This window comes from Enterobacter cloacae complex sp. OE43NF, assembly GCF_023544405.1.
Lineage (GTDB): Bacteria > Pseudomonadota > Gammaproteobacteria > Enterobacterales > Enterobacteriaceae > Enterobacter > Enterobacter cloacae.
This window is the reverse complement of the sequence record NZ_JAMJFW010000076.1, coordinates 1-12,245: the sequence shown is the minus strand read 5'-3', so window position 1 is coordinate 12,245 and position 12,245 is coordinate 1. Positions and strand designations below refer to the sequence as shown.

At 52.0% G+C, this 12,245-nt stretch carries 11 protein-coding genes and 1 tRNA gene; 4 read left to right on the top strand and 8 right to left on the bottom strand.

Features of this window, described 5'->3' with window-relative positions; all coding sequences use genetic code 11:
- The 3 genes from M8370_RS21955 to dnaQ all read right to left on the bottom strand — a co-directional run.
- On the bottom strand, positions 1-2,347 hold a 2,347-nt coding region (locus M8370_RS21955), incomplete at its 3' end, for an Ig-like domain-containing protein (RefSeq protein ID WP_250021730.1).
- A gap of 478 nt (positions 2,348-2,825) precedes the next feature.
- Positions 2,826-2,902, bottom strand: a tRNA-Asp gene (locus M8370_RS21950).
- A gap of 130 nt (positions 2,903-3,032) precedes the next feature.
- On the bottom strand, positions 3,033-3,764 hold the full coding sequence (gene dnaQ / locus M8370_RS21945) for a DNA polymerase III subunit epsilon (protein ID WP_163363399.1): 732 nt from the start codon (positions 3,762-3,764) through the stop codon (positions 3,033-3,035).
- A gap of 64 nt (positions 3,765-3,828) precedes the next feature.
- On the opposite strand from dnaQ, the gene rnhA reads away from it, so the two are divergent.
- Positions 3,829-4,296: a ribonuclease HI gene (gene rnhA, locus M8370_RS21940; RefSeq protein WP_013095689.1), complete on the top strand. Its 468-nt coding sequence runs from the start codon at positions 3,829-3,831 to the stop codon at positions 4,294-4,296.
- On the opposite strand, the gene M8370_RS21935 is transcribed toward rnhA, so the two are convergent.
- Positions 4,297-5,013 (bottom strand): class I SAM-dependent methyltransferase, encoded by a 717-nt coding sequence (locus tag M8370_RS21935; protein ID WP_013095688.1) that lies wholly within the window; start codon positions 5,011-5,013, stop codon positions 4,297-4,299.
- Between the two features lie 32 nt (positions 5,014-5,045).
- On the opposite strand from M8370_RS21935, the gene gloB reads away from it, so the two are divergent.
- The gene (gene gloB / locus M8370_RS21930) at positions 5,046-5,804 is read left to right on the top strand and encodes a hydroxyacylglutathione hydrolase (protein WP_038418729.1); all 759 of its coding nucleotides are present in this window, start codon (positions 5,046-5,048) and stop codon (positions 5,802-5,804) included.
- 68 nt (positions 5,805-5,872) lie between these two features.
- On the top strand, positions 5,873-7,237 hold the full coding sequence (gene mltD, locus M8370_RS21925; protein WP_013095686.1) for a murein transglycosylase D: 1,365 nt from the start codon (positions 5,873-5,875) through the stop codon (positions 7,235-7,237).
- Positions 7,238-7,286: 49 nt separating this feature from the next.
- Here mltD and M8370_RS21920 read toward each other — a convergent pair whose 3' ends face one another.
- From M8370_RS21920 to M8370_RS21910, 3 genes are all read right to left on the bottom strand, one after another.
- Positions 7,287-8,060, bottom strand: coding sequence for a class I SAM-dependent methyltransferase (locus tag M8370_RS21920; RefSeq protein ID WP_029882851.1), 774 nt, complete (start codon positions 8,058-8,060; stop codon positions 7,287-7,289).
- A 76-nt stretch (positions 8,061-8,136) separates the two neighbouring features.
- Positions 8,137-8,934: an endonuclease/exonuclease/phosphatase family protein gene (locus M8370_RS21915; protein WP_038420885.1), complete on the bottom strand. Its 798-nt coding sequence runs from the start codon at positions 8,932-8,934 to the stop codon at positions 8,137-8,139.
- Positions 8,935-9,071: 137 nt separating this feature from the next.
- Positions 9,072-10,247 carry an MFS transporter gene (locus M8370_RS21910; RefSeq protein ID WP_250021729.1) on the bottom strand — a complete coding sequence of 392 codons (1,176 nt, stop codon included), beginning with the start codon at positions 10,245-10,247 and terminating at the stop codon, positions 9,072-9,074.
- 104 nt (positions 10,248-10,351) lie between these two features.
- On the opposite strand from M8370_RS21910, the gene yafC reads away from it, so the two are divergent.
- Positions 10,352-11,257: a DNA-binding transcriptional regulator YafC gene (gene yafC, locus M8370_RS21905; protein WP_038982956.1), complete on the top strand. Its 906-nt coding sequence runs from the start codon at positions 10,352-10,354 to the stop codon at positions 11,255-11,257.
- Positions 11,258-11,286: 29 nt separating this feature from the next.
- Here the strand turns inward: yafC and dkgB are convergent, their stop codons facing one another.
- Positions 11,287-12,090: a 2,5-didehydrogluconate reductase DkgB gene (gene dkgB / locus M8370_RS21900; RefSeq protein WP_250021728.1), complete on the bottom strand. Its 804-nt coding sequence runs from the start codon at positions 12,088-12,090 to the stop codon at positions 11,287-11,289.
- Positions 12,091-12,245 lie beyond the last annotated feature (155 nt).

The window sequence follows — 12,245 nt, the reverse complement described above, 5'->3', positions numbered from 1 at the left end:
TGCCATCCGCCAGCGCAGTATCCGGGGTGAACGCCCACTTCCCATTGCTGTCCGCCGTGACGGTACCAATCACTTTCCCGTTGTCGAGGATAGACACAACGTCGCCCGGTGCAGCGCTGCCGCTCAGGGTTGGGGTGGTGTCGTTGGTGGATTCGCCTTTCTGCATTGGACCGACGTGCGGCTCGGCGTTGTCCACAACGCTGTTGATGGACGGTGCAGTACTCACCGGGATCAGCAGATTGATGTCGTAAGACGGCGCTTCACCGGCAACGCGGTTGCCCGCCGGGTCCTGCGTCTCCAGGGTCAGCTTGTTCAGGCCTTCCGTCAGTGGGGTTTCTGGTGTCAGGCTCCAGGTGCCATCACTGCCTACCACCGCTGTACCAATCAGGTGTTTGCCGGAAGAGTCGGTGGTGTAGACAAAGACGGTGTTCCCGGCTTCACCGATACCACTGATGAGCGGTTTGCTGTCATCGGTGATGTCACCGCTGGCTACATTGCCCTGACGATCGCCTACGTCATCCGCAACGGCGGTAATATTCAGAACATTTGCTGAAGCATCAGGCGCGGTAGTGTCAACTTCAAACTCCAGCGCTTCCGAGGGGTCGCTGGTATTGCCCGCCTTATCCGTCTGCGTAACGGTGATGCTGTGATCGCCTTCACCCAGCGGTTTCTCTGGTTTCAGCGTCCAGTTGCCTTTATCGTCAATAACGGTTGTGCCAAGCACCTCGTCACCATCATAAATGGTCACGGTGTCGCCCGGTTCGCCTTTACCGCTGAATACCGGACGGGTTTCATCCGTGACGTCACCGCCTTTCAGCTGGCCCGTAATCGGCCCGGTATTATCCTGGGCATCGGCCATATCCGGTTTGGCTGGCGGCGTGGTATCCACAATAATCTGAATCGGATCGGAAGGATCGCCTTCATTGCCGAGCGGATCTTCCTCAACGACCACGACATTATGTTCACCCTCGGCAAGTTCATCCTTAGGTGTAAATGACCATTTACCTTCGTCGTCGACGATAACCGAGCCGATCTCTTTATCATTGTCTTTGATAATAATGGTATTGCCCGGTGTTCCCTCTCCACTGAAAGAAGGCTGACTGTCATCCGTCACATCGCCCGGTTTGAGCGGACCGGTTACCGGACCGGTATTGTCAATCACCTCAGGCGTTTCTGCTTTTCCCGGAGGTTCAGTCAATACAATAAAATCACGCTCATCAGACGGTTCGCTGACGTTACCCGCTTTATCCGTCTGGCTGACCGTGATGCTGTGGCTACCGTCAGTGAGGTTCTCGGAAGGTTTGAAATACCAACGACCATCCTCGTTAACGGTGGTTTCGCCGATCTTTTTACCGTTATCGTAAATTGCGATCGTTGCGCCAGCTTCACCGGTGCCGCTCATTTCCGGTTGAGGATCGTCGGTGTAAGCATCATCATGAATTTCACCGGTGGTTTTACCCACTTTGTCCATGATGTGTTCAATCGTCGGCGCTTTTGGCGCAACCGTATCAACAACGATGACAATCGGGTCTGATGGAGGACTCGCGTTGCCGTCAGGATCTTTTTCCACGACGGTCAGCTCGTGCTCGCCTTCGCCCAGTGGCTTATCAGGCGTATAGCTCCACTCGCCTTCATCATCAACGATAACGGAGCCAATCTCTTTGTCGTTATCGTAGATATGGATGGTATCACCAGGCTTACCTTTACCGGTCAGCGTCGGCGTTGAGTCATCGGTCGTATCACCTGATTTTAACGGGCCTTTGATTGAGCCTTCATCATCCATTGTGGTGCCGATGCTCGGCTTATCAGGCGTGGAGTGGTTATCGCCGTCGTCTTTGTCCATCTCAGACAGCGCGAAAGCAGCCCCTACACCCGCCGCCGCAAGTGCAAACCATCCCAGCATGCCAAACAGCATGTCGTTGTCGTCATCCGGTGCCGTCAGAAGAGGCCCACCCGCGCCTAACGGTTCTCCGCCTAACGCCACAGGAGACATGCTGCCGTCAGCCATCAGATAGCCGGTGTCGTAGCTCTCACCCGACAGAGGAACATAGGCGTAGAGTAATCCATCTTCCGCCATGCCCATCAGCACCGGGTTGTTAGGATCACCATTGAAGTAATCTTCAATAATTATGCTTGGCTGTGTATCGCCTTCCTGGATAATGTGCAGCGCCTTGTCTACGCGCTGCAGCGTAATATTTTCTGGAGCGAAGTCGTCGTTAATATTCTTCAATAAATATTTATTGCCGGGGATAAGTTTTACCTTAACCGTCCGGCCTGCATCTGCGGTCAACAACCGAGTTTTTCCGTCTCCGTTATTGACCGCTAAAATGACTTTATTGTCCGTCATACTTAAAGTCCTTGGTGAATTTCACTCACTAAATTGTGGATATATAAACATTTTTGTTGATACACCCTGAACTGCCTTACGTTGAAACCTTTCTGAGATAATTCATGTCCACAGGGTTCATCGACATGATGCTTAAAACTATCATGTCTGACCTCTTTATATGGGTAGGAAAAAACCACGCAACGGTCTACGCAGCATTAGGAATAGTTGACATCAAAAAGCTATTAATGAGTGAACAAGGAAGGAGGAGGAAAAGAATAATTAACGGTTAAGAACTTACACGAAAAGAATAATAAATCAAATTGATTATTTTAATAAAAATAACAGAATGAGATTTTTAATTAAAAATAAATTAAACAGGAACTCAGCCGTTCACCGCGTGACGACAGCAACGGGCCGGGTAGACGAGAGAAATTCAGGATTGAAGAAACGCAGAAATGAAAAAGGCCCACGTTATAAATAACGTGGGCCTGAATAGTGGCGGAACGGACGGGACTCGAACCCGCGACCCCCTGCGTGACAGGCAGGTATTCTAACCGACTGAACTACCGCTCCGCTGTGTTCCCTTGGGAACGAGGCGCATATTACGGTTTGCCTCTGAACTCGTCAACGCTTTTTCTCACGTTTTGAATCGTTTGCTGCAAAAACCACCCGAACGGTGATTTTACAGGCGTTCTGGCATGCCTTACGCACGCCACATACAGCTTCCGCCCTTCTTCTGGACCAGATCCAGGCGAGATTCGTGGTTGAGAAGCTCTTCATCACTCGCTAAAACAACCCGCAAGCGGCTGGCCTGGCGAACAACACGCTGAATTCCCGCTTCGCCCTGCGTCTGCTGAGATTCATTCTCCATGCTGAACTTCATTGACGTTTGACCGCCGGTCATCGCCAGATAGACATCCGCCAGGATCTGGGCATCGAGCAATGCCCCGTGCAGCGTTCGCTTGGTGTTGTCTATTTCATAACGTGAACAGAGCGCATCGAGGCTGTTACGCTTGCCGGGGAACATCTTCCTGGCCAGCGCCAGGCTGTCAGTGACCTTGCAGAAGGTGTTCGTTTTGGGGATATCGCGCTGGAGTTTACTAAACTCGTAGTCCATAAAGCCGATATCGAACGAGGCGTTGTGAATGACGAGCTCTGCGCCTTTGATATAGTCCAGAAATTCGTCCGCCACCTCCGAGAAGGTCGGTTTATCCAGCAAGAACTCATCGGCAATACCATGAACGCCGAACGCTTCTGGATCCACCAGCCGATCGGGTTTGAGATAGACGTGGAAGTTGTTCCCCGTCAGACGACGGTTCACCACTTCAACAGCACCGATCTCAATGATTTTGTGCCCTTCGTAGTGCGCGCCGATCTGGTTCATACCGGTGGTTTCGGTATCAAGAACAATCTGGCGAGTAATTGCAGTGCTCATAGCGGTCATTTATGTCAGACTTATCGTTTAACTGAACGTTTCAAATACAGGAAGTCTACCAGAGATGCGTAAACAGGTAGAAATTTTCACCGATGGATCTTGTCTCGGTAACCCAGGGCCTGGCGGCTATGGCGCGATTATGCGCTATCGTCAGCACGAAAAAACTTTTAGTGAAGGGTATTTCCTGACCACCAACAACCGCATGGAGTTGATGGCGGCCATCGTGGCGCTGGAAGCCTTAAAAGAACATTGTGACGTGGTGCTCAGTACCGACAGCCAGTACGTGCGCCAGGGGATCACCCAGTGGATCCACAACTGGAAAAAACGCGGCTGGAAGACGGCAGATAAGAAGCCCGTCAAGAATGTCGATCTCTGGAAACGGCTGGATGCGGCGCTGGGCCAGCATAATATTAAGTGGGAATGGGTAAAAGGCCATGCCGGCCACCCGGAAAACGAGCGCTGCGATGAACTGGCGCGGACGGCGGCCGCTAACCCGGCACATGAGGACGCGGGCTATCAGCCTGAATCCTGATTACGGTTTTCTGTACTGCCGCGTGGCCCCCACCGTCTGGCGGATCGGCGTTTTGGTTTTGCTCTGCTTCATCGGGTTAAGCGTCAGGGGGATGGTTCGCTTACGCGCAACGATAAACTGCATGCAGCCTAATGCGGGCAAATGGGTACTCAGCAAAACGCCCCCTTTTCTGGCCCAGGGCAGTACCTGAAATCCGCCGTAGCTGAGTACTTCAAAATTCAGCAGCGAAAGCCAGTCCAGCTGGCGCATCATGGTGAACATCCGGCTGTTATAAGGAGGAGTGCGGCGTAATACGGGCACCAGCTTGCGCAGCCCCATCAGGCTCAGCGGATTAAACCCGCTTATCACCAGCCAGCCGTCATCTATCAGCACGCGATCGGCTTCACGCAGCATGCGATGAGGATCGCTGCACCAGGGTATCGTATGCGCCAGCAGGCACGCATCAACCGACTTTTCCGCAAACGGCAGGTGTAAAGGGTCTGCCTTCACCTGAACGGGCGATCCGCCGAGAGAGACATGGACCTGATGTGAGATAGCGCAGCTTTCGGTATTGATTTCCGCGCTGAGATTGCCAATCTTAAGCAGGTGAAAGCCATACATTTTCGCGAGCCAGGGCTTAAGCTGTAGTTCTAATGCTTCGCGATAGTATTCACCCCAGGGCAATTCCGCCCAACGTTCCGGTGCTGCGACAGTCTGAGGTATCCTTGCCGGTTTCATCAAAACACCCGCCACGCTATAAGAGGTAATGTATGAATCTTATCAGTATTCCTGCCTTTGAGGACAATTACATCTGGGTTTTAGTCGATGACGCGCGTCGATGCGTCATTGTCGACCCCGGAGAGGCCGCCCCGGTTCTGCAGGCAATAAAAGAGAACGGCTGGCAGCCTGAAGCCATCCTCCTGACCCACCATCACCACGATCATACCGGCGGTGTGCCTGAGCTGCGCGCCCGGTTCCCGCATCTGGTGGTTTACGGACCGGCAGAGGCACAAGATAAGGGAATCACGCAAGTAGTCGAAGAAGGCAAAAATATCCTCATACGTGAGTGGGAGTTTTCCGTATTTGCTACACCAGGTCACACTTTGGGACATCTGTGTTTCTACAGCAAACCTTATCTGTTTTGTGGCGATACGCTGTTTTCTGGCGGCTGTGGCAGACTGTTTGAAGGCACGCCAACCCAGATGTATCAATCTTTACAAAAAATTAATGCCCTGCCTGACGATACTGTAATTTGTTGCGCGCATGAGTATACATTAGGAAATATGAAGTTTTCTGCCAGCATTTTACCTGAGGATCGTGCGATTCAGGATTACTATCAGAAAGTGAAGGAGTTACGTGCAAAAAACCAAAAAACACTACCCGTAATTCTGAAAAACGAGCGTAAAATTAATTTATTTCTTAGAACAGATGACATTGATTTAATTAATAAAATTAACCAAGAAACAAAATTGCAACAACCAGAACAGCGATTTGCATGGTTAAGGTCAAAGAAAGATAACTTCAGATAATTGCGGGTTGCCTTTTCAAAATTTCGCCGTTATCATCGCTCGTCTTTTAAGCAACTATTGACACACACATGAAGGCAAAAGCGATCTTACTCGCCTCTGTCCTGCTTGTTGGTTGCCAGTCGCAGAACGGCAGCAACGTACAACAGCACGCACAGAGCCTTTCTGCAGCTGGTCAAGGGGAAGCAGGGAAGTTTACAAGCTCAGCGCGTTGGTTGGACGATGGGACATCTTTCGCGCAGGATCAAAACTTGTGGACCTCTATTGGCGACGAGCTAAAGATGGGAATTCCGGAAAACAGCCGGATTCGCGAACAGAAACAGAAGTATTTAAGAAATAAGAGCTATCTCCACGATGTAACGTTACGGGCAGAGCCGTATATGTACTGGATAGCCGGGCAAGTTAAGAAACGTAACATGCCTATGGAGCTGGTACTCCTACCCATAGTGGAGAGCGCTTTTGACCCACACGCGACGTCTGGTGCCAATGCCGCAGGTATTTGGCAGATCATTCCGAGCACGGGGCGAAATTACGGTTTGAAACAGACCCGTAACTATGATGCGCGTCGCGATGTTGTCGCTTCCACGACAGCTGCTCTCGACATGATGCAACGTCTGAACAAGATGTTTGACGGCGACTGGTTGTTAACGGTTGCGGCGTATAATAGTGGCGAAGGTCGTGTACTGAAGGCAATGAAAGCGAATAAAGCACGGGGTAAATCCACCGATTTTTGGTCGCTCTCACTGCCACAGGAAACGAAGATTTACGTACCGAAGATGCTGGCGTTGAGTGATATTCTCAAAAACAGCAAGCGTTACGGTGTACAACTGCCAACACCAGACGAAAGTCGTGCACTGGCGCGCGTTCGCCTCAGCAACCCGGTTGATATTCAACAGGTTGCCGATATGACGGGTATGTCGGTAAGTAAACTGAAAACCTTTAACGCGGGTGTTAAAGGCTCAACGCTGGGGGCGAGTGGCCCACAGTATGTAATGGTTCCGCAGAAACATGCTGAACAGTTACGTGAGTCTTTAGCGTCTGGTGAAATTGCCGCCGTTCAGTCAACGCTGATTGCGGATGCATCATCAGTCAACAGCCGCAGCTATAAGGTTCGTAGCGGTGATACGCTTTCGGGCATTGCATCACGTCTTGGCGTGACAGCAAAAGATCTGCAACAGTGGAATAACCTGCGCAGCTCAGGCCTGAGAGTGGGTCAGACACTGACGGTGGGTGCGGGTAGCAGCGCACAGCGTCTCGCCAATAACAGCGATAGCATTACCTATCGCGTGCGTAAAGGCGATTCACTGTCCAGTATCGCAAAACGACACGGCGTGAACATTAAGGATGTGATGCGCTGGAATAATGATACTGACAATCTGCAACCAGGCGACCAGCTGACACTGTTTGTGAAAAACAGCGCCACGCCAGACTCCTGATTACACGATACAAAGATAAAAAGGCACCGATTCCCCTCGGTGCTTTTTTTTACTTCGCTTTTTGCGCTTCAACCATGATGGTATCGCTGGTAAACGAACCGTCATCCTGCAATTCAAAGTAGGCCTTCACCTCTGAGGAAGCACTGTCCTGATACAACCGTATGGCCTGGCTTAACGCGTCCGGGGTGCGCATACGGGCGATCCACGAGCTAAATTCCAGCGGTAAGCGATCGGTTATCAGTGAACGTGAAATTAAACCGGCCTCAGTGATAAACGTTAACCACTCCCCACTGGAATAATCCTGCACGTGCGAGGTGTCACGCAGCGCTTCCACCGTCTGCAGCCAGATGTTCCGTACAGGGTGACCCGGAGACATGACGTCCATAATGATGACGATTCCACCCGGCTTCAATACGCGTTTGACTTCCCGTAATGCCTGGCCGACATCGTGCCAGTGGTGCGCGGAGTAACGGCTGATAACAACGTCAAACGACGCCTCTTCGAAAGGTAAGGATTCGGCATAGCCCTGGCGCGTATCGACATTGTTGAGCCCTTTGGCTTTTGCCGCCTCCGCCACTACCTCCAGCATCTGGCTGGATAAATCATATGCCGTAACCTGAGCCACATGCTGCGCTGCTGTAAAGCTGGCATGCCCTGCTCCGCAGCCTAAATCCAGCACCGTCGCCTGCGGAAACGCCGAGAGACGCTCGCCGAGACGCACCAGATCGCGGCCAGAAGCATGTACGGCGCTGGTCAGATAGGCGCTTGCCTGGGAACCAAACTGTTTTTCGACGTTGTCGTGATGAGAGTGTGTTGTTGTCATTGTACTGTCCTTGCGTTGGTTAAAGTAAAGGGCAGCACTCAACCGGCCTGCCCCACGGCAGACCTGACTCACCATGTTAATCAGGTTTGCCGGGACTGAATTCCACTAGTAGCGGGTTATGATCGGAGGCGCGAGTGACCAGAACAGAGGCGTCATGCACGCTCAAACCACGATAGAAAACGAAATCGAGAGGACGACCGAACGCTTTCTTGCGCTGGTCATCACTAAAACGAACTTCACGCAGCGACATCTCCCGCGCAAAGCGATACAGCGCGTTCATGCGTGGACGGCTCCAGGCATTGAAATCCCCGGCCATAATAATAGGCCCACTGTGATGGGCTATCTGGTCACCAATAGGAAGTAACTGCTTACTATACACATCCACGCCCAGACTGAAGTTCACCGCATGGATGTTCACGACCATCAGTAGCCGCGTGTCAGGCAGTGGGTAGACCGTCACCAGCGCCGATTTTGCCAGTCGCAGGATAGGCTCGCGCTCGCGCAGCGGGCAGCAGTAAACCGGATGCGCGGCAGAAAGGGTCATCACGCCAGAGGGATGTTGCGGCAATACAAATGCGGGCACCTGGTCGGCGGCGAGATAGTTAGTGGTCGCAAACCTTACCAGCTCAGGCGTGGTTTGCGCCTCCTGCAGCAGAACCAGATGGGCATCTTTACCAAAGTTCTTGAGGACGGATAACCAATCCGCGCGCTGCTGTTTAAAGATATTCCATACCAGCACCCGAATTTTTTCATCGCTGCTTAACGGTGTACCGGCAGGTAATGCCTGGCTGAGGCTCGCAAACGACCCGGGAGGCAAGATCCTCTCCGCGGGCATTCCGGCAACATAACGCATGGCATAGGTATTTTTTCGCACTTTTGGAAACAACCTCTGTAACATGAACCAGCCCGGAAAACGGACTGGTTCTAATGTTATAGGGATTTTAGGTCACACTTTCAACGCAATTACTGAGAAACCTCTTTCCAGTTTTGTAAGCAAGCACTTACTGAGGTTTAACCAAGCGCTTCGCGAGAGGGTTTATCAAGGCGTCCGCTCAGACCAATCAGCAGGAAGGCAACGAGCACAATAACGGCACCAATCCACGGGGTTTGGGTTAATCCAAAGTGTTCCACCGTCTGCCCGCCAACGATAGAGCCGATCGCGATACCAATGTTGAAGGCGGCAATGTTCAGACCAGAAGCCACGTCCACCGCATTTGGCGTGTAGCGTTCGGCTTTTTGTACCACATAGACCTGCAGGCCGGGTACATTACCAAAGGCAAAGATGCCCATGACCAGTACCGTTACCAGCGCGGCGTACTGAATCGATGCCGTGAACTGGAAGAGCATCAGCAGAATCACCAGTGCCGCGAAGATAAACTTAAGCGCTGGTACAGCACCATGCTTATCCGCGAGCTTACCTCCCCAGATGTTGCCAATCGCCACAGAGATACCGTACCCCAGTAAAATCCAGCTTACCGCCGCAGGAGAGAAGCCGGCCAGATCCTGCATCATTGGAGCGAGGAAGGTGAATGCCGTGAACACGCCGCCGTAGCCCAGCGCCGTAACGGCATAGATGAGCAGCAAACGAGGATGTGTGAGCACCTTAATCTGATCGCTCAGTCTTGCACTTGTACGGCCGGGAATATTCGACGGTACCAGCAGCAGACTGGCCACCAGTGCAATCACGCCCAGTAAAGAAACGGCGAGGAAGGTTTCACGCCAGCCGAAATGTTGCCCGATGAACGTCCCTAATGGTACGCCGGTGACCAGTGCGACGGTCAATCCGCCAAACATAATGGCAATGGCTGATGCAGCTTTCTCTTTAGGTACCAGGCTGGTTGCAATGGTGGAGCCAATCGAGAAGAACACCCCATGAGCAAGGCCAGTCAGCAGGCGGGCGATGACCAGCGTCGTGTAGTCCGGCGCCTGCCAGGCCAGTATATTGCCGGCCGTGAAGAGCACCATCAGCGCGACCAGCAGTTGCTTACGCGGGAATCGCCCGGTTAATGCCGTCAGGACGGGTGCGCCGACAGCGACACCCAAAGCATAGATGGAGACCAACAGCCCGGCTGAAGGTAATGAGATAGCAAGCTGGTTAGCGATGGTAGGAACCAGTCCTACGATAACAAATTCGGTCGTGCCAATTGCAAAGGCACTGATCGTCAGGGCAAGTAGCGCCAGTGGCATAAAATACTCCGTATCATCAGGATTAAGATGACAGGCAGTATGCGCCAGTGGTTAAATAACAAAAATGGTCAAAATCTCAATAGAATTTTGCAGGTGGTGCAACAATGAAAGCAACCTCGGAAGAGCTGACAATCTTTGTCGCCGTCGTCGAAAGTGGCAGTTTTAGCCGCGCGGCAGAGCAGTTAGGGCAGGCAAACTCTGCTGTAAGCCGCTCGGTGAAAAAGCTTGAGATGAAGCTTGGGGTGAGTCTTCTTAACCGCACGACGCGGCAGTTGAGCCTGACGGAAGAAGGTGAACGATACTTCCGCCGGGTGCAGTCTGTCTTACAGGAGATGGCTGCAGCAGAGACCGAGATCATGGAAACGCGCAGCACACCGCGTGGGCTATTGCGTATTGATGCGGCCACACCGGTAGTTCTGCACTTTCTGATGCCGCTGATTAAACCTTTCCGTGAACGCTATCCGGAGATGACGCTCTCTTTGGTCTCCTCTGAGACCTTTATCAATCTTATCGAACGTAAAGTCGATGTGGCGATCCGGGCGGGAACCCTGACGGACTCAAGCCTGCGCGCGCGTCCTCTGTTTGCCAGCTACCGTAAAATCATCGCCTCACCACAATACATCGCTGAACACGGCAAACCTGAAACCGTTGAAGAGCTGAAGCAGCATCTGTGTCTGGGTTTCACCGAGCCGGTATCACTGAATACCTGGCCTGTCGCCTGCCCTGACGGTCAGTTGCATGAGATCACCTGCGGGTTGTCGTCCAACAGCGGGGAAACGCTGAAGCAGCTGTGTCTTGAAGGAAATGGGATCGCCTGTTTGTCTGATTACATGATTGATAAAGAAATTGCGCGCGGTGAGCTCGTGGAGTTAATGGCGGACAAGCGTCTGCCGGTAGAGATGCCCTTCAGTGCGGTTTACTACAGTGACAGAGCGGTGAGCACGCGTATCCGTGCCTTTATCGACTTTCTGAGCGAGCATATAAAAACAGCTCCCGAAGGAGCTGTGTGAGGGTTAAGCGTACAGAGGGTAGGTCAATATTAATCCCAGTCTGGCGCTAAACCTTCCGGGCTCACCAGGCGATCGTTGCACTCCAGGGCAGCGATCGCTTTTTTGTCTTCGTCATCCAGCTGGAGATCCACAGCTAACAGGTTGCTGGCCAGGTTTTCACGCTTCGTTGAAGATGGAATAACGGCATAACCTTCACCCATCGCCCAGGCCAGGATCACCTGTGCAGCCGTTGCGTTATGTTTATTTGCAATACGTGCAATGACCTCATCTTTCAGCGCTTTACCGTATGCCAGCGTCATGTAAGAAGTGATGTGAATGCCGTGCTGTTTGGCCCACGCCACCACGTTGCGGTTTTGCAGATAAGGGGAGAGCTCAATCTGGTTGGTGGCAATGTTCTCTGCGCCAACGGCAGCGATGGCTTTTTCCATCAACGGAATGGTGAAGTTCGAAATACCAATTTGACGGGTTAAGCCCTGCTTTTTCGCTTCCAGCAATGCATGCATGAATTCTTCTACAGAAACGGCATCATTCGGAGATGGCCAGTGGATCAGGGTCAGATCGACATAGTCAGTACGCAGCTTCTTCAGGCTCTCTTTCAGGCTTGGGATCAGCTTGTCTTTACGGAGGTTCTCGATCCAGATTTTGGTGGTGATAAACAGTTCGTTACGCGGTACACCGCTTTCTTCAATCGCCTGGCCAACCGCAGCTTCATTTTCATAAATCTGCGCGGTATCAATTGCGCGATAGCCAAGCTCAAGGGCGGTTTTGACCGATGCGATAACAACGTCGTCTTTCAGGCGGAAAGTGCCCAGGCCTAATGCAGGGATAGTCATGTCATTCCTCGTTATTCGTAATGTTCGTTAACTGAGGAAGATTATCGCTGCTGGCGTTATGCTGAAAAAGGTCGTAAAACGCAGAGGATTTTTGCTGATTTAGCAATAATTGGGAAGCAGATAAGAAAAAAGCCCTGAGCGTTAACTCAGGGCTT

Coding starts and splice junctions, on each gene's coding strand:
- dnaQ (WP_163363399.1), bottom strand. CDS start 3,764: ATGAGCACTGCAATTACTCGCCAGATTGTTCTTGATACCGAAACCACC.
- M8370_RS21910 (WP_250021729.1), bottom strand. CDS start 10,247: ATGCCACTGGCGCTACTTGCCCTGACGATCAGTGCCTTTGCAATTGGC.
- mltD (WP_013095686.1), top strand. CDS start 5,873: ATGAAGGCAAAAGCGATCTTACTCGCCTCTGTCCTGCTTGTTGGTTGC.
- M8370_RS21935 (WP_013095688.1), bottom strand. CDS start 5,013: ATGAAACCGGCAAGGATACCTCAGACTGTCGCAGCACCGGAACGTTGG.
- M8370_RS21920 (WP_029882851.1), bottom strand. CDS start 8,060: ATGACAACAACACACTCTCATCACGACAACGTCGAAAAACAGTTTGGT.
- gloB (WP_038418729.1), top strand. CDS start 5,046: ATGAATCTTATCAGTATTCCTGCCTTTGAGGACAATTACATCTGGGTT.
- yafC (WP_038982956.1), top strand. CDS start 10,352: ATGAAAGCAACCTCGGAAGAGCTGACAATCTTTGTCGCCGTCGTCGAA.
- dkgB (WP_250021728.1), bottom strand. CDS start 12,090: ATGACTATCCCTGCATTAGGCCTGGGCACTTTCCGCCTGAAAGACGAC.
- rnhA (WP_013095689.1), top strand. CDS start 3,829: ATGCGTAAACAGGTAGAAATTTTCACCGATGGATCTTGTCTCGGTAAC.